Below are 20,519 nucleotides of genomic sequence, written 5' to 3' on the forward strand. Positions count from 1 at the left end.
CTAATAAGAGTTATAGGTCTTACCTAAGTCTCGATACTCTATAAAGCCACTAGGATCCACAGAAGCTGTAGAACTAGAACAATTATAAATAAACATTTTTTTCTTATCAGTAACTTCATATAAAGCACAAGTCACCTTATCTCTACCATTTAATAAAAGACTTATGACATAAGGACGATAAGAGCCATCAACTAACGCCCCCAATTGGTAAAAGATATGATAAGAGTGTCTAATATTAAGAATTTTTACATCTGCGTAACTAAGACTCGGTGACAACTCTCTTTCCAAGTCCGAAAATTTTACAACTCCTGCATCTCTAAATTCAAAAGACTTAGTGCTTTTTGCGAAACAAGAAAATGAGCTTACTCCAATTAATGTCATCAACAGTATCTTTTTCATCTATACTCCTAGTATCAATTGATCCTTAAATTCTTCAATTCCTAACAAGCTCCCATTAAATGAAATTTTGAGTTCGAAAATTGTATTATTTTCAGAGGTGTTAATTTACTAACAAATTAAAATAACTAGAGAAGTACTAAGAAAATTATTTGAGTAATATAAAATGGTGCCCAGGAGCGAAGGTTGAACCTCCTAATTCAAAGACGTTCAAGTCCCAATCTTGGACAAAAAAAAAGCTCCCTTACGGAAGCTTTGTTATAATCTAAAAAAAGATGGTGCCCAGGAGAGGACTTGAACCTCCACGCCATAAGCACTAGATCCTAAGTCTAGCGTGTCTACCAATTTCACCACCTGGGCACAGATATTTATGTGTTTGGCTTAGCGTGAGAACATTTATAAATGAGGGGACAAAAGTTGGCAAGAGAAAAATTCAGTTTTTCTATATTTTCATAGATCAAGCTGCATTTTTTTCAAACTTAGCAAGTTTTCTTTCAAGCTCCTGAATCCGTAGCTTCATAGCATTACCTTCAGTCTTTAACTTATGGTTTTCTTTCTTCTTTACCTGAATATCTCCACTAATTTTATCGTACATTTCTTTGTGCTTTTGAGCATTCATCTCAAGTTGTTTTATTTGCAGCGGTGAAAGAGCTGCGGCACTCTTATTTGAGCTAGACTTACTCATCTTGGCCTTCTTCTCTAACTCTTTAACTTTTCCACCTAAGAACTTATTCTTCTGCTCGATCTGCTTATATTTAAGCTCAAGGGCCTTATGTCTCGCTTCTAGCTTGATTAGGTTTTCAATCTCTTCATCACTCAGACTAGACTTTGATTCATCTTCTTTCTCAGTCTGCACCTTACTCTTAAGTTCCTCATTTTCATCAGACAATTTTTTAACAGTTAGAGCAAGGTCAGCTTGTGATTCTTTTACTGCAATAAGCTCTTCACTTAGTGAAGCATTCTTTTTCTCTGATTCTTGTAATGTTGCCTTTAAGACATCGAACTTTTCTTTGTGCTCGACTTCACTATTTTTAGTCTCTGTTATTTTAGAGTTCTGCTCGGCAAGGGATGCTTCGAGAGCTTTCTTTTTTTCATCAAAATTTTCATTTAAAACAGTTATATTTTGCTTTAATTGTTCTATATAGTGGTCTTTCTTTTTACTCTCTGCCGTGAGTTGAATAATCTTTCCTTCTAGAACTGAAATTTGCTGTTCTTCGGATAGTTCATTCATATCTTGGCTAGATAGTTTTTGAGCTTCAGCTTGCGCCTCAATTCGTGCCCGCATATTGTCAACGAGAGAGCGTAGTCTTTCAATCTGCTTATCTTTAACTTCTAAGTCATGCTTTAACTGAGAGTCGTGAACTTGCCCAAGATCGGAGACGACATGAGGAATACTTTCTTTATCATTGATCTTATCGCAGGTTTTACTAAGTAGATCTCTACTTAAATCATGGGATTCATTTTCATCTGATTTAAAAATATCTTGAATAATTTTTCCAAGCTGGGCTTCAACTTCGCTTAGCGATTTCCCTTTTAAATCATCTTCAAGAGATTTCACTCTTTCTACTAATTCTAACTTTTTGACCTTCCAAAACTCTTCTTTTCCTTTGTCTCCAGCAACACGATATGTCTGTTCGTCAAGCTCCTCGAAAGCTCCTTTAACAAGTTGAGAAAATTCTGCTTCTTCTTTTTGACCTCTTACTTTAATAATCTCTTCCGCTTCATCAAGAGAGAGGCCTTTTACAACATTTATGAGATCATCAATTGCCGAATCAATTTTTATCTTAGTTTTGTCATCATCATGAGAGATTTCACGAGAGTTTTTTACTAGCTCTACGATTTCATCAATTTCACTTGCTGTTAATTTTTCAACTCTCTCTCTTGCTGGATAGTTTGTTAAAACCTCTTTTACAAGTTCAGCATCGACAGTTTCAGGGTCAGAAATATTATCACTTACAAATTTAATGATTCTTTCTAATACCGTCTTTGACAAAGATCGGCTCGAATCAAGTTTTTGTTCCAGACCTTCTAGTTGGGTATAAGTGGTCTCTGCATCAGGAAGGTCTGTACGAACGACCTTTTTTACATGTTTGGAGTTATAATCTCTTCTATAAGATATTTTAGAAAAATTTGGTATATTCGAGTAAAGCCTTGTGCCTTTTAAGTTATATTCTTTATCCCAGAGACTTGTGATCGCCACTCGCCCTGCGTTTTCTAAAACATAACAATCAATAACATCACTGACTTTTAAAAGACGCGAAAAACTATCCGAAGTTTCTTTAAAATCAAAGAAGACATCTGTTCCAATATCATGGCATTTAATATTCGATTGAATTATAAATTGAGAATCTGTTTTAATAAAATCTATTTCAAACGGAAAACTTGCTTTTTTAGCTAGAGATAGAAGGAAATAAAACTCTCCAAGTGAGTGAAAGAATTCACGAATGATACGTCCATCAAAACCTGCTTTAGAAGCCTCGCAAACAAGAATATCCTCATAATAACCGAGAGAAAAAGGATTTTCTAAAACAAAGTGTCCAACCTCTTGCTCAAATTGAAGTTTATCAAGAGATAGACTTGAAGAAAGTCCGAAAAACCTCTTAATCAATACTTCTCCTATACTGGAATTGAGAAGGTCTTTTTTAATGATGGCCTTACCACCACTTCGGTAAAATTCATCTTCATTATTTATTTCACCACATAGCAATGTTGGTACTTGAAATGAATCCCCTGATTCGAAATAATCAGTAATGATAAAATGGGCATCTTCAAGAGATGACTCTAAATGAAAGGAAGCGGCTTCTAGAATATCACGAAGCTTAGAAGAACACTCTCCTCTTAGACGCAAATGAATATGATTTCTAATTTCATTATTCATTAAATTAAGCGCCCTCCTTCATTTCTTCTTCCAATATAAACGAATCAGTAATGAGTTGAGATGTTCTCTTATCTAATTTTAAATATCCTAACATTCCCTGAAGATAAGATTTTCCATCATCAGACTTGAAGTTTAGATTCTCCATTTTAAGTTTCTGATGAAGTGAACAACAAAGCCTCTCAAGAGATGTCATTTCATCTCCATTTAAACCAAACACTCCACTTTCTGCCGCAATATCTTCTCTATGTATCTTAATTAGGGGCTCACTAAATTTTTCCGAAGTCCTCACTAAGATAACTTTAAGCATCTCTTTATGCTCTTGGGTTAATAGAGAAGGATTCTTGAATACTTCAACATCACTTGCCTTTAATCCTTCTTTACAGAGTTCATACTCAAAATAAAAAACAGAATTAAAAATTCTCTTCAATGATTCAAAAGAAAGATGGCCCAGAGTGAAAGAATAAACTGTAAAAAGCGATGCATATAAAAAGCAACGTCTATAGATATCGACAGATGACTCTTTTAGCGTCAGCTCAATTTCATTAGGAACAGTATAGAATGTCATCGTTAGTGCATGAATGAGGCTCATTACAGACCCGCTCTCTTCTCCACTCCAATAGATAGGACGAAGAATAAAAATGATTTGATCATAGATCACGATTCTCTCGTGCTCAAATTGACATTTATCCAGCTCAAGAAAAAGGTCGCTAAGCTCGTTAACAAGCTTTTGTTCAACAAGTGATTCAATAGATAAAGAAGAGAACTTTCCGAGTAGATTTTCGTTTAAGACATCTCCCGCTTTTAAAACGCAGACACGTTTTCCTGATGCTTTTTTCCAAAAAACATCTGCCGGAGAAATTTTGAAATTTTTCAAAGTGTCTATTGAATCAAATTGCAATGTAAAGTCCTCAAAAAGTTAGAACGTTCTCCTTAACTTTTCGGCTCATCTCCATTGAATTTAATGATAAAAATGATTTACTCAGGCATAAAAAAAGCCTCCTTAACGGAGGCTTTTAGTTGGTTATTTATGATTTACCTTTAAGCTTTGGATCAAGTGCATCTCTTAGGGCATCCCCTAAAAGGTTAAAAGAAAGAACAACGACAAACATAGCAAGTGTTGCTCCAGCTAATTGCCACCATACTCCCCTAGCAAGCTCAAGTTTTGCATCATCAATCATCGTTCCCCAACTTGGACGCCCTTGAACACCTAGTCCAAGGTAAGAGAGGATTACCTCTGATTTAATCGCCGTTTGAAAAAGAAGAGAAAATTGAATAATAACAATATGAAACACGTTTGGAAGAATGTGTCTAAAGAGCTTTCTAAAGTTTCCACCACCAATAGAGGCAGCAGCTTGAACATATTCTCTTTCCTTATGTCTCATAACTTCACCACGAATGAGGCGGCATACGTTTACCCAAGTTGTTAAACCTAGAGCAAGATAAACCGAAGTTAAACCCTTCCCTAGAACATAAGTAATCGCAACAAGAAGCATGATATATGGAATAGATGTAAAAACAGTGTAAAACCAAACGATGAACTCATCGATTTTACCACCAAAGTAACCAGCAGTTGCTCCTAGAACAACACCAATTGTAACAGCAATAGTCGCAGAGATAAGCCCTACAGACATCGCCACTTCTGTTCCCTTTAAAACTTTAGAAACAACATCACGACCAAAAATATCTGTTCCAAGAAAGTGCTCAGCAGATGGTGGCATATAAGAAGAACCTACTTCTTGGGCCCAATCACCAGCAACAATCCCTAGTCCAGATAGAAGTGCAATAAGTGCATAAAGAGTAACAATTGTAAGTGATACAATTGCAATTCTATCTTTCTTCAGTGTATCCCAAGCATGTCCCCAAAGAGATTTGGAATCTGCGATTTTCTTTTCTGTCGTCAATTTTTCAGCTACAGCTACAGACATCTTCTCTCTCCTTATTTAAGACGAATTCTTGGATCAACAACTGTGTAGAGAACATCAGTAATGATCGTAAAGATAATATAAGCGACAGCAGATAATACTGTCATGGCCTTAATTACTGGGAAATCAGATGCGTTAACCGCAGTAATTGTCATTGCCCCAAGACCAGGAATTGAAAAGAAACTCTCTAATAGAAGAGCTCCTAAAATCAAAAATGGTATTTGAATAATGACATAAGTAATAATTGGAATCATTGCATTTTTTAGAATGTGCTTGAAAAGAATCTTCTTTTCACTCAATCCTTTAGCACGCGCTGTTCTTACATAGTCCTGGTAAACTTCATCAAGCATTACAGTTCTAAAGAAACGAACATCTGGACCAATCGCAAGAAAAACCCAAATCGTTACAGGTAGAATGATATAAGGAACAAAGTAAGGAAATCCTGACTCATATCCTGAAATCTCAAACAGCCCTAACTCATAAGCAAAGAACCACTGACCAAAGAGAATGTAGGCAAGTGACGGAATACTCATAAGTGCGACACATGTAATAACAGTTACACGGTCGAGAGCAGATCCTCTAAAGAATGAAACCATCAGTGAAATGATAATGGCCAAAATCGTAGAAATAACAAACGCTGGAACAGTCATTGTCATTGAAGGTACAGCTCCGAGTTTAATCATTTCGATAATCTCTTGTTTCGTTTGCCAAGAGCGTCCGAAGTCAAAAGTAAAAGCTGACTTAACAATATCAATATATTGTTCCCAGTATGGTTTATTCAATCCTAACTCACGTCTAACTTCTTCCATTTGCTGAAGAGTCGCATGTTTTCCTAATAAGGACTGCGCCGGATCAGGAGCACAGACGTTGAAGATAAAGAAGATAATAAAACATACACCCAGGATTACTGGGATAACGTATAAAATTCTTCGAAAAATGTATGACCAAATGTTCACATGTTCACCTTTGTCGCGTTAACGATATTTTAAAATAGCCGTTAGGCCCTAAAGTTTCTTTAGGACCTCAGCTTTAGCTTTTAGATCAATATCAAGATACTGAGCTTGACCAGCGTCAAAGTCAGTAGGGATAAAGTTTTTAAGAAAGCTATGCTTAACAGTAAAGTTTTGTCTGTGAACACCGTAAATAAGAGGGACTTCTTCAGCTGCCATTCTATTTAGCTTTTCATAAAGAGCTGTTCTCTCAGGTAAATCTTGCATAACTGTTGCTTTTTCGAAAAGTCTGTTGAAATCAGCATTATCGTATCCTGAACCGTTTGCACCTGGTGCTCTGTTTGGTCCATATAGAAGTTGAAGAAAGTTTTCAGCATCTGGATAGTCTGCACCCCAAGCAATCCCCCACATCTGGATAGAACGCTTTTGAATTTTCTTTTGAAGCTCTGGCCAAGTATTTTGGATAACTTTGATGTTGATTCCAAGTTCAGCCATTTGCTTTTTAAAGTGCTCTGCTTGCTGTCTTGAAACTGTTGAACTTGGACAGTCGTAAGTAATCTCTGGAAGACCTTTACCCTCAGGGTATCCAGCTTTTGCTAAAAGTGCTTTTGCTTTTTCTAGGTCTTTTTCTCTATAAGGAGAAGTAAAGTTTTTCTCGTAACCAGCAATTCCCGGAGGAACGATTGACTGAGCTGGAAGAGACTTTCCATTGTAGAAAAGTTTATTTGACTCATGAACATCAACAGCAAGGGCCATGGCACGTCTCAAGTTAACATTTTGGAAAAGCTTTAGATCGTGGTTGAACGCAGTGTAAGTAACATCTAGTGATGGAAGAATAGCAAGTTCAATTCCAAGCTTTGCAAGGTTACCTGTTAGTCCATTGTCAGGAGTAATTGCAGAATCAAAGTTATCCTTAGGAACCGAGATATAGTCGATTCTTCCCTTTTGGAAGTTAAGCCATCTTGGTTGAGATTCTTTCATTAAGTTTACAATTACTTTTTCAACTAGAGGAAGAGTCTTACCCTTGTTAGCTGCTTCAATTTCTTTGAATTGCTCAGAAGCACCTGTTGGGAAAAGTTTCTTTCTAAAATTTGGGTTCTTTGTATAAACAATCTTATTAGACTGTTGGTAAACAGGAAGAACAAATGGTCCTGTACCAACTGGGTGGTTAATAAATTCCTTTCCATATTTTTCAACCGCTTCTTTTGCAACTGCAAATGTAAATGGCATTGCAAGAGAGTAAAGGAATTGTGGAAATGGCTTTGTAAGTTTAAATTGAAGTGTATACTTATCTAGTGCTTGAAGACCTTCAATTTTCTCGCTGTAATCAACTGAATCTTTTTCAGCATTTTTTGCACGCCACTCATTAAGGCCAGCAATTTTACCGTCGATCATCCACCAACCAAGTCCTTGAAGTTTTGGATCTGCAAGTCTTTTGATTGAGTAAACGAAGTCTTCAGCAACGAGTTCACGTCCTTTTCCTTCTGGAAAAGCTGCATCGTCATGAAAAAGAACACCTTGTTTAATTTTAAAAGTATACGTTAGACCATCTTCTGAAACTGTTGGCATTGCTTCAGCAAGGTTTGGTGTAAGAGTGTATGGTCTCTGTAAGTAGTGATACTCAAGGAGCCCCTCGTAAACACGAGCAACTTCGCTTGAAGAGTAAAGGTCGTTGGCATAGATTGGATCTAGACCTTTGATTTCAGCAGTAACTGCTAAGTTAAGTACTTTCTCATCTAGGTTTTGTTTCTTAGTACAAGATTGGAACCCAAGAGTAAGTAGAAGTGAAAGAGCAAGAAAGCTCAAGTTTTTCAAATTTCTCATATCTCATCCCCATGAAGTTTTGGTTCAATAAAGAACAATTAGGAATCTATATAAAAAAAGTCACCTTTTTTCCACTGAAAATATTAGTGTTAGGAAACCGTGCGCCATTTATTGCGCATAGCATTTCGACATGAGAAGCTCTAAACGAAGGGAGGAACGCCAATCCTGGTTAGAGTCAAAATATTTAATATCGATTTTTTCGGCATGCGTAGCGTTGAGATTTTCTAGTTTAACTTCAAATTTTCCAAGAGCGAGACTACGACTCAAAGCAAAACTCTTCTTATCTTGACTCAGCACATAAACCTTATTTTCAAAAGTACACGAGTCACTCTCCTTGCAAATTGCAAGTTTCGGACTTTGAAGTAAGCGGATAAATGAATTGAGTTCTTTTAAAAAGATCATGGCCTTTTTCTTTTCGCTTCCACTTAGCTTTTTGATTGTTGCTGGAAATGAGCCTTTCACGAATTGTTTTTTAGGATCGAGTGAAATTTCAATATCCTCTTCTCCATGTAAGGGAAAAAAGACCGACATGGCCCAAAGAGACTTTTCTTTTTCTAAGAACGTTTCATAGGAAAAGACCTGTTTACTGTCTTTGTAGGAAACTCGTCCCTTTCCTTCTTGGTTAGAGCAAAAATAAGAAAGCCCCTTCTGTATATCTAGGGGCTCTTTAATAGTAAATTGAGTACATGATTGGATGAAAAGAAGGCCAGTAAGAATTAGTCCTCGATTGAAGCAGGAAGACGCAAGTTCTCTAGTGCTTCTAGTTCTTTGATTACATCTGCTTTTTCTGAATCGAGTTTGCAATTTCTTAATGCCTCCACATAATATTTCTTCGCTTGATCGTATTTTTTCATTTCTTTATAGATCATGGCAAGGTGTTTGGAGATAACTGAGTCTGATTTATCTACTAACTTCCACGCTTTCTTAATTTCGCGGTATGCCTTCTTAATATTGCCTGTTTTGTAATAGTACCATCCTAAAGAGTCACGAATATAGCCATCATCAGGTTTAAGCTGAACGGCTTTAGCAATATACTCAAATGCCTTTTTCAAATCATCACCGCGCTCTAGCATTGAGTAACCAAGAAAGTTAAGTGCATTTGCATTATTTGGATTGAGTTCCAACATTCTTTTAATAATTGTTCTAGCTTTTAAGAACTCATTATTCTTTTCATAAAGAGCTGCAAGATAGTAATCGTGACCTTCATTAAAGTCTTTCTCTGTTTTTACAGACTCAACAGCGCTAATGGCCTCTGCAAGCTGATGATTATTTTCATAAAAACCAGCGAGAATCACTTTCATCTCAACTTTAAGTTCAGCGTGAGCACCGGCTTTCTTTTCAACAAATGATTTGAAGCGATCAATCTCTGCCGTTTCTCCCTTTTCCATATCTCTATGTGCAAAAACATTGAGAATCTGAGCAATTTGAAGCGAACTATCCATATAAAGACTGCTCGTTTCAGGAATACGGTTAAAGTATTCAAGAGATTTTTCAAATTCTTTTGTTTGTTGATAGAGAGAACCTAGGTAGTAAAGAATTTTATCTGAATCAGGTACTGAAGCGAGAATCTCTTTAAAGACACCTTTAGCATCATCATATCTTCTAGCGTCAGTATAGAGAATCCCTAGGCGAACCTTTAGGTTTAGATCATTTGAGTCTAAATTAGATAGTCTTTCAGCATAAGGAATGACTTCTCTTATCTTCCCTTCTTCAAATAGCAGATTCACCATGCGAGAAAGTACACTATAGCTATTCTTATTTCTCTTTAAGAATTCAGTATAAAGTTTCTGTGCTCTTTTTGAGTCACCTTTTTCTTCATAGTAAATTCCAAGTGCATTAACAGCTTGGTAATAATCTGGATCTACTTTTAAAGCTTCACGAAAGTATTTCGCTGCTCTTTCGAATTTCTTCTCAGTTACAGCAATCTTTCCTTTATAGTAAGAGAAAATTGCTTTTCTTTCATGTTTCTGACACTTCGATAAAAGGCTCATTGCCTTCTTATAGGCCTTATCGATAGCATAGGACTTAGCAAGAAAGACGCAAGCTTCTTCATTGCCCTTATCTTTAGTAAGTATTTCTTTATAAGTTTTCTGTGCAAGCTCCGCATCATTTGTCGCAGTATAAACACCTGCTAAAATAAGTGAGAGTGTTTCATCAAAATGTCTCTCTTTCTGTAAACGAACGAGAAGTTTTTTCGCTTCATCCATTTGGCCCGAGCGAATAAGCTCAACTGCATAGCGCTTTCCAATATAAGTATCTTTTGGATTTAATGCATAGACATGCTTAAAGATAATTGAAGCCGCTTTCGAGTCTCCACGAACCGAAGCGTCACTTCCCTTAATAAATAAATCACCCGATAGAAATTTAACCGCTGGAGGTCCTTGTGTTCTGGCCTCTTCAACAACTTTTGAGAGTCCATAATCGACACTCTCCCAAGACTGTTGAACGATATTTCTCTTCACTTCGGCCTTAGATTTAAGATCTGGAGTTTTTAGACTTTCACTCTTGTTTGACTGAAGGCCTGAGCAGCCAACTGCAATAAGAAGAAGTGATGTGAATTTAATTGATTTTTCGATTTTTGTCTTAAAATGCATCCAATTCCCTTTGGCCATAAGCGGATTCCATGTATGCTTTTCGACCAAATCCTATCAAACTTAACCCTTTTCTTTAGCTTGTAGCGCGCCATTCCAAAGGCTTTTACTCAGGTTTTATTCTAACACCAAAACCAAGGAAACATTTCAATTCCATGTCAATCTTGTGTAAATAGCTGTTTTTAACGCAATAATAAAAAAATCTGATGCGGTGTAAGAAAAAAGCCTCCATTTGATCTTGACAGTATTCTCGCAAAACTGCTAATCATTGGGGCGCCAAACAAAAGGATCGTGTTGATTTATTTAGTGGCTCTAGGTGAGCTGTAACTATATGAAATCTAAAGAATTTCTTAGCGAGTTCTTTTTACAGGTGTGAATTGAAAATTATACACTTCGCTTTCGACAGTAAGCACTACATGCTATCTAATGTTCGCGGGGTTAGCTACTACTAAACATATATTTAGTAATTTCGTTTTTAGGATAAAATCTTTCGACATAGGGGAAGGAAATGAACGACGTTAGAATTATCAAAAGATACCAAAACCGTAAGCTTTATGACACTCATCAAAGCTGCTATGTGACTCTTGAAGAGATCGCTCAGATCATCAGAGAAGGTCACGAGATTCAAGTAATCGATAACAAGACTAAGAACGACATTACATACATGACTCAAATTCAACTTCTTTTTGATCAAGAAAAGAAATCGACTAAAGCTGGTGATGTAGATCTTCTTAAAAGAGTTATCCGTTCAGAAGAAGGGACATTTACAGGACACATTAGAGGTCTTGAAGGTACTTCAACTGAAGTTACTCCAGAAGTTAACGAGTTCAATGCTTTCCAAGCAAATACAGAACTAAACTCTTCTATTGAAACACCGAGCACTTTGAACTAATATTATCTTAATATTATTAGTTTTTAGTCGAGTGTTTTCAATATGTTAAAAAAGACAAACAAAGTTCTAAAAAATATCATAACGCCTGCCTTCATTCTTTGTGCAGGCGTTTCTTTTGCCAAACCAACGATCAAAGGTCTTACTTCAGGAAATAAAGCCGAGCAGGTTAAATCTGATGTAAAAGACGCCAAACGCAGAGCTGAGCGCCGTATTCCTGGCAAGCTTAAAGTTCATTCTGCTGGTCTAGGTATAGGTCAAACATTCCTTGCAGGTGATTTTGATGACAATGGTGATGATAAAATCACTTTTGATCTCTTCTATAACTACTCTGCAAGTTACTCATTTGATTTCATGGCCAATGCCCACTACTCTTCTCACAAATTCAAAGGAAGAAAAGTAGAACTCTCTGGAGTTGCCCTTGGTATTAAAGGAAAGGTTTTCCAGATGGATGCCTTCTCACCATTTGTTTACGGTGGTCTAGGTTTCTACCAACCAAAAGTAAGAAGAATGCAAGCTGATGAGCTCATGGATTCTGAGTCGAAGGTTGTCTTTGGATACCACTTTGGAGCTGGGATTGATCTAGAACTTAACAACAGATTTACTGTTGGAGTTATGGCCCACCTTCACAATCCATTTGATGTTAGCCAAGAAAATCAAGAAGAAGTTGAAGGAGCTTATCACAAGCTCATGATGACTTGCTTCTACAAGTTCTAAGGAACGATGGCCTCGCAAGCTAGAATCTACATTTTCACCGGTAAAGGTGGTGTGGGAAAAACAACTCTTGCCGAGGCCATGACTCTTCATCTCCACCAGCAAGGTAAAAAAGTTTTCTATTCAGATTTCGACCAAGCTCAAAATCGAGAAACTCTAAAAAAGTTGAATATACCGACTCTCGATCTCAATATTGAAGACTCGGCCCTCGAATATATTGCGAGAAAACTGAACTCTAAAACAATTGCTAGCTGGATTATGAAGACTCCTTTCTTCTCTTCCCTTTTTAAAATGGTTCCTGGTCTCGCCAACATGATCTTATTAGGTCATATGATCGACCTTTTAGAATCTGATCCCGATCTAACCATTGTTTTAGACAGTCCTTCTTCTGGACACGCTTTAACAATGCTTGAATCTCCCTTTAACTTTAAAGATATGTTCGGCTCAGGACTCATTGTTGAAGATATAATGCGTATGGAACGTTTTATAGCTGGAGATAATAACTTTTCAATTTCAATTCTTTCACTACCAAGCCTGATGGCCGTAACTGAAGCTGTAGAATTACAAAAGTCAATTCAGTCGCTTGGTTTTAAAGATACAAATGTCATTGCCAACGATATTTACAGCCTTTCTCAGGAAATTATTGAGAATAAAGATGAGCTTCCAGAGTTTATGTTAACGAAACTTCAACTTGAACAAGAGGTTTCAGCAACACTAAAAGAGACAAAGAAATTAGAGCTACCTCATTATTTTAATAACAATAGTTCTGAAGTCGTTAAAGAGATTTCCCTAAAACTGGGAGAGATACTTTGAGTTTCGAACTAAAAAATAATAAGCCAATTGAGATTTTCTGTGGAACTGGTGGAGTTGGAAAAACAACTCTTGCTACTTCTAGAGCACTTTTTTTAGCGTCGATTGGAAAAAAAGTTCTGCTTATTACAATCGATCCTGCAAGAAGATTGAAACAGATTCTCCACCTTGAAGAGTCATCTGCAGGTGAAACAGCCACTGTCCCGCTCTCTATCTTTGGAGAAGGTTACGGTGAAAAAACTCTCGACGCCCTTCTTATGAATCCGGCCAAAACTCTCAAAAGACTCGGAGAACAATCTAAGACCGAAAAAGAATTTGAGAATAGAATTATTAAAATTCTCTCGCGCCCTCATGGTGGAATGAATGAGATTTTGGCCACTGTTGAAGTTCAATACCAACTAAACCAAAAGATCTATGATACGATCATACTCGACACTCCTCCAGGAAAACACTTTCTCGACTTTTTAGATGCCTCTCATAAAATCAAACAATTTTTTGATTCAAGTTTTGTCGATATTTTCAAGTTTCTAGGAAAGAATTTTGAAAATAAACCATCGAAGGCAAAGAAGATTATGGGTCTTATTGTATCTTCTGGAATTAAAAAACTTTTGAGCTATCTTGAAAAGGTAACGGGACCTGACTTTGTTAATACATTTGTTGATGCTATCGTTGCTCTTTACAAAAACAAAGATCAATTCCTCTATGCCTTAGATTTCCAAGAGGGCCTAACGAAAAAAAGCACATCTAATTGGTACCTTGTAACCTCTGCTGAACAGAATAAAATTAACGAGGCAAAAGACCTGCAACACCATGCAAAAATATTTCTTCACGAAGATAGCTATCTCGCAATCAATAAATGCTTAAGCCCTTATTTAAACCAATGGAAAACTGACAATTCTCGGACACTAACTCATGTTAAGAAGACTATGCTAGAGCGAGAAAATAGGTTAAAACAAATGGCACACCAATCGTTTGCCAAAACTCTGGATTTTCCAGAAGTTTTAGGGCCCACTCCTGAAGAGCATGTCCAAGAACTATCAAAAGCATGGTCACAATGGGAGTCGCCCCAATAAAAAAGGGATGACACATGAGCTATCAAATCAACAACAAAGAAGAACTTGAACACTTCGTCACAGAAAATTGGAACAACATTAACGAATATCTTGATCAAGAAATGAATGGACTACCAAGGCCTATTTATTCAAGTGTTGATATTCGTGAAAGTAAGACTAAATTTGCGCCAGTAGATCACAACATCTATCCGGCAGGTTTTAATAATTTATGTATGCTTGATCTCGATGCAGCGACAAATGCATTTGGCAAAACGATCAAAGAAAAGAGCCCAGGGGCCAAGACTGTAGCGATTCTTCCTGAATCGCATACTAAGAACACTTTCTACTTAGACAATATCGCTATTCTCGGTAAGGCGATTCGTGATGCTGGCTATGAACTACTCTTTGTTTCGCTTGATGAAACTCTTTTTGAAAGTGAAACACTAGAACTCGTTAGTGCATCAGGATACGATGTCGTTATCCACAAAGGTCGCTTCAATGAAAATGGAGAGCTTCTCGCGGGAGATCAAATAGTTGATTTCGTCGTTTTAAATAACGACCAATCAGATCCAATTGAAGCCAACTGGAATGAAATCAAAACTCCCATTCACCCAAGTCCAAAAATTGGTTGGTTTGCCCGCCAAAAAATTATGCACTTTGAGTATTACAATAAAGTTGTACAAGAGTTTGCTTCAAAATTCTCAATCAATCCTGATCTTCTGGAAGCTCGTTTTAAGAAAGTTGAAGAAGTCGACTTTTCTGGAAAACAAGGCCTTGAGAAAATTGCCAGTGCAGTGGATGAGCTTCTCTCTCCCCTACCTGATGGGACGAATGCTTTTGTAAAGGCTTCCCAAGGAACTTATGGCATGGGAATTAGTGTCGTCTCTTCTGGACAAGAGATTCTTGAAATGAACCGCAAAGGGCGCAACAAAATGGATGTAGGAAAGAACAAGATAAAGTTCACAACAATCCTTGTTCAAGAAGGTGTTGAAACGACTCTTAAATATGAAGATATGCCAGCAGAAGTTGCAATATATCTTGTTGATGGCCACAGTGTTGGCGGTTTTATGCGCGCAAATTCGCAAAGAGATAGTAAGGCAAACCTCAATAGTCGTGGTATGGTTTTCAAGAAGTTCTGCATCAGTGAAATCCGCGAGAATCAAGACCATAAATGTAAAGAAGCGGTCTATTCAATTGTTGCCAGACTTTCAACTCTTGCCAGTTGCTACGAATTAAAAGAACTCACAGTTTAGAGAGGGAGAAATATTATGATGAAAGGTGCTAAACCAAACGTACTTGAAGCTATTGGAGGAACTCCAATTGTAAAACTTAATCACGTAACAAAAGACATCGATTCAGAAGTCTATGTGAAACTTGAGTACATGAACCCAGGTGGATCAACAAAAGACCGTATCGGTGCCTATATGCTTGATCAAGCAGTCAAAGAAGGAAAACTTAAGCCAGGTGGGACAATCATCGAAGGGACATCAGGTAACACTGGTGTTGGTCTAGCGATGTGGGCCGCAATTCATGGTTATAAATGTATTTTCGTTCTTGCAGACAAGCAATCAAAAGAAAAAATCGATAACCTAAGAGCATTTGGAGCGAAGGTTGTTGTTTGTCCAACAAACGTTGAACCTGAAGATCCAAGATCATATTATTCGGTTTCTAAAAGACTAGCGGATACAATTCCAAATTCTTTCTATGTTAACCAATACGATAACCTTCACAATAGAAATACTCACTACAATTGGACAGCACCTGAGATGTTTGAACAAACTCAAGGTGATTTCGATGTTTTCATGGCCGGTGTTGGTACAGGTGGAACAATCACAGGTTGTGGAAAATTCTTTAAAGAGAAAATGCCAAATGTAGAGATCGTAGGGATCGACTGTGTTGGATCAATTATTGCTCACTACCACAAGACAGGTGAAATCTGTGAGGCTCACTCATACGTTCTTGAAGGTGTTGGAGAAGACTTTATTCCAGAAAACTACGATTTCAGTGTTATTGATGACTTTGAAATCGTTGGAGATAAAGAATCATTTCTTATGACAAGAAAACTTCTTAAATACGAAGGGATCTATGCTGGTGGATCAGCAGGTGCTGCGATTTGTGGGGCCATTAAATATGCACAAAAGCAAAAGACTCCAAAAAAGATTCTTGTTCTTCTTCACGACTCTGGAAATAGATACGCTTCGAAAATTTATAACGATGATTGGATGAGTGACAATGGTTACCTTGATGCTTCATTCAATGTTCAAATTGCCGATGTACTTCAAGAGCTAGAAAAAAATAATAGTGTTGAGACGATTAAAGACAACGCGACAATTGGTGAAGCGATCTCTCTGATGGATGGAAAAGGTTTTACTCAAATTCCTGTTCTAAATAATGCTGGAGATATCGTAGGTCTCGTTTCTGAAAAGCATCTTGTTAAGCCAGTTCTTATGGGAGAATTCCAAAGAGATGACAACATCTCACTTGCTTTCTCTAATAAGTACAAAGTTGTCGATAAAAACGAACTCCTTGAAAATGTAGCAGAAGCCCTTCTTAAAAAAGAAGTTGCTCTTATTACTGAAAATGGAAAGCTTGTAGATATTCTTACTGAGATTGATGTTCTTCATTACTTCTCTAAGAAAGATAGAATTTAATGAAAAAGAAAGACCTACTCAAGCTTGATATCGCTTCAAAATGTATTCACGTTGGTGGACATCCAGATAAAGAAACGGGGGCCATTATGCCCCCTATCTATCAGACCTCGACTTACGTTCAAGAGAGCCCTGGTAAACACCAAGGTTATGAATACTCTCGCTCTCACAACCCTACGAGAACGAGGCTAGAAGAATGTCTAGCGGGGCTAGAAAATGCTAAGCATGCTCTTGTCACAGCGAGTGGTCTTTCTTGTGAAATGCTCATCATGCATGCCCTTCCAGTTGGCTCTACGATTCTTTGTAGTGATGATGTCTATGGAGGGACTTACCGTCTCTTCACAACTGTTTTCAATCATATTCACAATTACATTTTCATCGATACAACTGATATTTCAAATGTTGAAAATGCAATCAAGGAACACTCTGTGGCCCTTCTTTGGCTTGAGTCTCCAACTAATCCTCTTTTAAAAATATCTGATATTCAAAAAATATCGAAGATCGCTAAAAAGAATAAAGTAAAGACTGTTGTCGATAACACTTTCATGAGTCCTTACTTTCAAAATCCTCTCGACTTAGGTGCCGATATCGTCCTTCACTCAATGACTAAATATATCAATGGTCATAGTGATGTGGTTGGAGGAGCACTCATGCTCAATGACAAGAAGTTTTACGAAAAACTTTGGACTCTACAGAACTCGACAGGACCTAGCCAATCGCCTTTTGATTCATGGCTCGTCTTACGTGGAGTGAAAACCCTGGCCATTAGAATGGAAGCTCACCAAAAGAATGCAATGAAAGTTGCAAAATGGCTCGAGTCTCATCCGAAAGTAGAAAGAGTGATCTATCCAGGACTAAAATCTCATCCTCAGCACAAGCTTGCAAAAAAGCAAATGCATGGTTTTGGCGGAATGATTACCTTCTTTCTAAAAGGTGATATTAAAAAGTGTAAGAAATTTCTCTCTAGTGTTTCAATGTTTGCTCTCGCCGAGTCTCTTGGCGGAGTTGAATCACTCATTGAGCATCCTGCCATCATGACTCATGCTTCTGTTCCAAAGAAAACGAGAGAGGCCATCGGTCTTACCGATAACCTCATACGACTTTCTGTTGGTATTGAAAATTATAATGATTTAATTTCTGATTTAGACAAGGCCTTTAGTAAGATCTAAAAGTCTTCAGGTGCTGCATTAGGATCAAGAGAAGAAGCTGCCTCAGTTTGAGTTGGACTCTTTTCAACAGGATGATCAGGCGAATAAGTTCTAAATAAGTGATTCGTAAAATCTGAATTTTTATTGAAAACGACACCATCATTTAAATAAGCATTTAAAACGAGAAAACTACAATACACTCTACCGTGATCAGAACTTAAGTTCTCTTTTTCCCCTTGAGCAAAAATAAGACCATCATCTTGAATGATTTTCTTAAGAGTTTGGTACTCTTTACAAAATTCATCCCTACTCTTATCACACATTTCAATTCGTTTAATAACATCAACAGAACCAAGAGTCTTTTTCAAGTGAACAGGTCCTCTACAAATATCAATCGTCCAAGTTTTTTTTAAGTACTTAAACTTCTCATGAGAGATATCGATTTGACATCCATCTTTGCTTATTACGAGCTTTCTTTCTAATAGGCCAAAAATATCCGCTTTATGAATGATCTCAGATGTAAAATTTGACTGAATACAATCATTGTCTGAAAACATCGCATTGGATGTTAAGGCCATAAAAAAAAGAATGATTGTCGTACTAAACTTGAACGATGACATTTCCACCTACCTCTAATGACATGACTGTCGCATCGAATTCTAGGAAGCTCGATTTTCTATTACGTTTCATTTGAAAGAATAACTCATTAATAATCGATCTGGCATCATTTTGTTCAAATTTCTCATTCACAAAGCTTCTGACATCTCTACCCTCGACTTCACTACCAGTATTAGCAAATACCCCAGGACTTAAGATGATATAATGCCCTGATCTTTCGAGCTTAGATTGGAACTTTGCAGCCTCAAGAAATGTCGAACTAAACTCATAGTTATTTGAGCTAAATAATGACCTACCTTCCTTTGAGATACAATCATAGTCACCAAAGATGAATCCTTCGACATCAAGTGAAACTCTATCAATACAAAAAGCACAAACATCCAATCTTAGGTTCTTACGAGAAGAAGATTGAGCCTGAGCAAATTCGTTGAACAACTCTTTTAGAACATCGCTCAAAACTTCTGCACTGAAATTTGTTTTATCCTTCAAAAATTCCATTTGCATAAGAATTGAACTTGATAATAAGTATGAGTTACTTTTAGACATGAAAACGATGACTTTTCGCTCTGATTCAAAAAAGTCAAAGAACTCACCACCAGTAGACTCTCCAGCAGCAAATTTACTTAAGATATCGATTCCCTTGTAAGAATCTGTTCTCATTGGAACGAATTTCTCATAGAGTCTTTTCACTCTTGTTAATTCACTGTCGGCAACTTCTAATGCTGAGTCGATTTTATCTTCGATCATTAAGACACATGAAAGGTTATAAAGATTATCAAAGGCCTTTTCCAAAAACAGTTGATTACCATCGATATCTACAAAGTTTAGAAAGTTTGGAATTGAACAAGCTTTTTTAACATCAGTAGAACTAATCTCCTGTCCAGAAACGATGAGAGCAAAACTTTTAAAATGATGTGATAGCTCTTCAACGGTTAGGTCCTTGAGACAATCTGCCATAATGAAGGAGCAACCTGTGAAATGTCTATCGAGGGCAACCTCATGAAGTCTCCAGTCGATGACTTCATAATTAGCTTTCTCTAGTAAAGTAATCGCTCTATTGGCGTGGTCTTTATCACGATAAATTAAGTTTACGCTTTTTTTCAACATGCACCTCTAACTCTAATAAATAAGTACTTTTAAGAGTAACAGAAGGAGCAAAAAAGACAAATTAAGTAAATAATTTCCGTCATTTACTGCCATCTTTGTTTGGCAAATCAGTCCCTAAGACTTCGTCCATAAATGCTTTAAATCATGATTTAACTCAAGCAATGGCCGATAAAACCGATAAGTCCCTAGACATGCGGATAAAATAGATTATGACGTGTAACCGGACTAAATAAATATGACAAAAAAGAATAATGTGATTTCTATTCCTGAGCTCGTTAAAAATGTCACTTTACTGAGACTAACAGGAGAAGTTGAGTCACTTAAAAGACAACAGAAAGAGATTTGTGAAATGGCGGCTAGAAGTATCCTTCTCGCCCTAGATTGCAAAGATCACTATACATACGGCCATAGTACAAGAGTTGCTTACTACAGTGTTACTCTTGGTAAAGAGCTAGGTCTAAGTGAAGAAGAGCTGTACGATCTCGAATTATCTGCGCTTTTCCATGATATTGGAAAAATTGGTGTTCCAGACTCTGTTCTTTTAAAGCCGACAAGACTAACTGAAGAAGAGTTTCTCCTTATGAAAAGTCATCCGACGAAATCATATGAAATTCTAAAAGACTTTGAACCATTTCAAGATATTGCCCTCTATGCTAAATCGCACCACGAGCGATATGACGGAAGAGGATATCCAGATGGACTTAAAGGTGAAGATATCCCCCTCTATTCTAGAATTATCCTAATCGCAGATACATTTGATGCCATGACATCAACGAGACCATACCGAAAAGGACTTCCTTACGAAGTAGCTTTTAACGAACTTGAAGAGTTCTCAGGTTCTCAATTTGATCCAGAGCTCGTTGTTCACTTTATCAAGGCCATGCAAAAAGAAGAGGCTAAAGATGAGAAGACCTTTAAATTAACTATTATAGATGGTGATTTCGAAAAACAAGCAGCATAAAAAAAGGGAGA

18 protein-coding genes and 1 tRNA gene are annotated in these 20,519 nt (G+C 37.0%); 8 read left to right on the top strand and 11 right to left on the bottom strand.

The features are described 5' to 3' along the window. The 9 genes from HBN50_RS13790 to HBN50_RS13830 form a co-directional block, all read right to left on the bottom strand. Nucleotides 1–399, bottom strand: a complete 399-nt coding sequence (locus HBN50_RS13790; RefSeq protein WP_273870950.1) for a hypothetical protein — start codon at nucleotides 397–399, stop codon at nucleotides 1–3. A gap of 273 nt (nucleotides 400–672) precedes the next feature. Further along, a tRNA-Leu gene (locus HBN50_RS13795) sits at nucleotides 673–756 on the bottom strand. Nucleotides 757–853: 97 nt separating this feature from the next. Continuing rightward, nucleotides 854–3,274, bottom strand: a complete 2,421-nt coding sequence (locus tag HBN50_RS13800; protein ID WP_273870953.1) for a hypothetical protein — start codon at nucleotides 3,272–3,274, stop codon at nucleotides 854–856. Between the two features lie 4 nt (nucleotides 3,275–3,278). Next, a complete protein-coding gene (locus HBN50_RS13805; RefSeq protein WP_273870957.1) occupies nucleotides 3,279–4,148 on the bottom strand; it encodes a hypothetical protein in 870 nt (289 codons plus the stop codon). 151 nt (nucleotides 4,149–4,299) lie between these two features. Continuing rightward, a complete protein-coding gene (locus HBN50_RS13810; protein ID WP_273870959.1) occupies nucleotides 4,300–5,199 on the bottom strand; it encodes an ABC transporter permease in 900 nt (299 codons plus the stop codon). Nucleotides 5,200–5,210: 11 nt separating this feature from the next. Continuing rightward, nucleotides 5,211–6,152, bottom strand: coding sequence for an ABC transporter permease (locus tag HBN50_RS13815; RefSeq protein WP_273870960.1), 942 nt, complete (start codon nucleotides 6,150–6,152; stop codon nucleotides 5,211–5,213). A gap of 48 nt (nucleotides 6,153–6,200) precedes the next feature. Then, nucleotides 6,201–7,970: an ABC transporter substrate-binding protein gene (locus HBN50_RS13820; protein WP_273870962.1), complete on the bottom strand. Its 1,770-nt coding sequence runs from the start codon at nucleotides 7,968–7,970 to the stop codon at nucleotides 6,201–6,203. Between the two features lie 108 nt (nucleotides 7,971–8,078). Continuing rightward, nucleotides 8,079–8,501 carry a hypothetical protein gene (locus HBN50_RS13825; RefSeq protein ID WP_273870963.1) on the bottom strand — a complete coding sequence of 141 codons (423 nt, stop codon included), beginning with the start codon at nucleotides 8,499–8,501 and terminating at the stop codon, nucleotides 8,079–8,081. A gap of 185 nt (nucleotides 8,502–8,686) precedes the next feature. Beyond that, nucleotides 8,687–10,564 (bottom strand): tetratricopeptide repeat protein, encoded by a 1,878-nt coding sequence (locus HBN50_RS13830; RefSeq protein ID WP_273870965.1) that lies wholly within the window; start codon nucleotides 10,562–10,564, stop codon nucleotides 8,687–8,689. Between the two features lie 505 nt (nucleotides 10,565–11,069). Between HBN50_RS13830 and HBN50_RS13835 the strand changes: the two genes are divergently transcribed. Genes HBN50_RS13835 through HBN50_RS13865 form a run of 7 tightly spaced genes read left to right on the top strand, consistent with a single transcriptional unit; the run spans nucleotide 11,070 to nucleotide 17,843 of the window. After that, entirely contained in the window at nucleotides 11,070–11,453 is a 384-nt protein-coding gene (locus tag HBN50_RS13835) for a polyhydroxyalkanoate synthesis regulator DNA-binding domain-containing protein (RefSeq protein ID WP_273870966.1), read from the top strand. A 42-nt stretch (nucleotides 11,454–11,495) separates the two neighbouring features. After that, nucleotides 11,496–12,167, top strand: a complete 672-nt coding sequence (locus HBN50_RS13840; protein ID WP_273870968.1) for an outer membrane beta-barrel protein — start codon at nucleotides 11,496–11,498, stop codon at nucleotides 12,165–12,167. Between the two features lie 6 nt (nucleotides 12,168–12,173). Continuing rightward, entirely contained in the window at nucleotides 12,174–12,977 is an 804-nt protein-coding gene (locus tag HBN50_RS13845) for an ArsA-related P-loop ATPase (RefSeq protein ID WP_273870970.1), read from the top strand. Next, nucleotides 12,974–14,047 carry an ArsA family ATPase gene (locus tag HBN50_RS13850; RefSeq protein ID WP_273870972.1) on the top strand — a complete coding sequence of 358 codons (1,074 nt, stop codon included), beginning with the start codon at nucleotides 12,974–12,976 and terminating at the stop codon, nucleotides 14,045–14,047. Before HBN50_RS13845 ends, HBN50_RS13850 begins: the two co-directional genes overlap by 4 nt. A gap of 14 nt (nucleotides 14,048–14,061) precedes the next feature. Further along, complete coding sequence (gene gshA, locus HBN50_RS13855) at nucleotides 14,062–15,279, top strand: glutamate--cysteine ligase (RefSeq protein ID WP_273870974.1); 1,218 nt, start codon at nucleotides 14,062–14,064, stop codon at nucleotides 15,277–15,279. 15 nt (nucleotides 15,280–15,294) lie between these two features. After that, nucleotides 15,295–16,677 carry a pyridoxal-phosphate dependent enzyme gene (locus tag HBN50_RS13860; RefSeq protein WP_273870975.1) on the top strand — a complete coding sequence of 461 codons (1,383 nt, stop codon included), beginning with the start codon at nucleotides 15,295–15,297 and terminating at the stop codon, nucleotides 16,675–16,677. Beyond that, nucleotides 16,677–17,843, top strand: coding sequence for a trans-sulfuration enzyme family protein (locus HBN50_RS13865; RefSeq protein ID WP_273870978.1), 1,167 nt, complete (start codon nucleotides 16,677–16,679; stop codon nucleotides 17,841–17,843). The genes HBN50_RS13860 and HBN50_RS13865 overlap by 1 nt, the downstream gene beginning before the upstream one ends. Here HBN50_RS13865 and HBN50_RS13870 read toward each other — a convergent pair. Then, nucleotides 17,840–18,442: a hypothetical protein gene (locus HBN50_RS13870; RefSeq protein WP_273870979.1), complete on the bottom strand. Its 603-nt coding sequence runs from the start codon at nucleotides 18,440–18,442 to the stop codon at nucleotides 17,840–17,842. The genes HBN50_RS13865 and HBN50_RS13870 overlap by 4 nt on opposite strands. After that, nucleotides 18,423–19,547: a hypothetical protein gene (locus HBN50_RS13875; RefSeq protein WP_273870981.1), complete on the bottom strand. Its 1,125-nt coding sequence runs from the start codon at nucleotides 19,545–19,547 to the stop codon at nucleotides 18,423–18,425. Before HBN50_RS13875 ends, HBN50_RS13870 begins: the two co-directional genes overlap by 20 nt. A 235-nt stretch (nucleotides 19,548–19,782) precedes the next feature. On the opposite strand from HBN50_RS13875, the gene HBN50_RS13880 reads away from it, so the two are divergent. Continuing rightward, the gene (locus HBN50_RS13880) at nucleotides 19,783–20,508 is read left to right on the top strand and encodes an HD-GYP domain-containing protein (protein WP_273870983.1); all 726 of its coding nucleotides are present in this window, start codon (nucleotides 19,783–19,785) and stop codon (nucleotides 20,506–20,508) included. The last annotated feature ends 11 nt before the right edge of the window (nucleotides 20,509–20,519 follow it).

The sequence above is a fragment of the Halobacteriovorax sp. GB3 genome, assembly GCF_028649655.1.
In the GTDB taxonomy this organism is placed as follows: Bacteria; Bdellovibrionota; Bacteriovoracia; order Bacteriovoracales; family Bacteriovoracaceae; genus BSW11-IV.

What these genes read in the sequence shown, in the direction of transcription:
- HBN50_RS13810 (WP_273870959.1), bottom strand. Translation starts at nt 5,199, where the DNA reads ATGTCTGTAGCTGTAGCTGAAAAATTGACGACAGAAAAGAAAATCGCA.
- HBN50_RS13865 (WP_273870978.1), top strand. Translation starts at nt 16,677, where the DNA reads ATGAAAAAGAAAGACCTACTCAAGCTTGATATCGCTTCAAAATGTATT.
- HBN50_RS13860 (WP_273870975.1), top strand. Translation starts at nt 15,295, where the DNA reads ATGATGAAAGGTGCTAAACCAAACGTACTTGAAGCTATTGGAGGAACT.
- HBN50_RS13820 (WP_273870962.1), bottom strand. Translation starts at nt 7,970, where the DNA reads ATGAGAAATTTGAAAAACTTGAGCTTTCTTGCTCTTTCACTTCTACTT.
- HBN50_RS13845 (WP_273870970.1), top strand. Translation starts at nt 12,174, where the DNA reads ATGGCCTCGCAAGCTAGAATCTACATTTTCACCGGTAAAGGTGGTGTG.
- gshA (WP_273870974.1), top strand. Translation starts at nt 14,062, where the DNA reads ATGAGCTATCAAATCAACAACAAAGAAGAACTTGAACACTTCGTCACA.
- HBN50_RS13790 (WP_273870950.1), bottom strand. Translation starts at nt 399, where the DNA reads ATGAAAAAGATACTGTTGATGACATTAATTGGAGTAAGCTCATTTTCT.
- HBN50_RS13830 (WP_273870965.1), bottom strand. Translation starts at nt 10,564, where the DNA reads ATGCATTTTAAGACAAAAATCGAAAAATCAATTAAATTCACATCACTT.
- HBN50_RS13835 (WP_273870966.1), top strand. Translation starts at nt 11,070, where the DNA reads ATGAACGACGTTAGAATTATCAAAAGATACCAAAACCGTAAGCTTTAT.
- HBN50_RS13800 (WP_273870953.1), bottom strand. Translation starts at nt 3,274, where the DNA reads ATGAATAATGAAATTAGAAATCATATTCATTTGCGTCTAAGAGGAGAG.
- HBN50_RS13870 (WP_273870979.1), bottom strand. Translation starts at nt 18,442, where the DNA reads ATGTCATCGTTCAAGTTTAGTACGACAATCATTCTTTTTTTTATGGCC.
- HBN50_RS13875 (WP_273870981.1), bottom strand. Translation starts at nt 19,547, where the DNA reads ATGTTGAAAAAAAGCGTAAACTTAATTTATCGTGATAAAGACCACGCC.
- HBN50_RS13880 (WP_273870983.1), top strand. Translation starts at nt 19,783, where the DNA reads ATGACAAAAAAGAATAATGTGATTTCTATTCCTGAGCTCGTTAAAAAT.
- HBN50_RS13840 (WP_273870968.1), top strand. Translation starts at nt 11,496, where the DNA reads ATGTTAAAAAAGACAAACAAAGTTCTAAAAAATATCATAACGCCTGCC.
- HBN50_RS13825 (WP_273870963.1), bottom strand. Translation starts at nt 8,501, where the DNA reads ATGTCGGTCTTTTTTCCCTTACATGGAGAAGAGGATATTGAAATTTCA.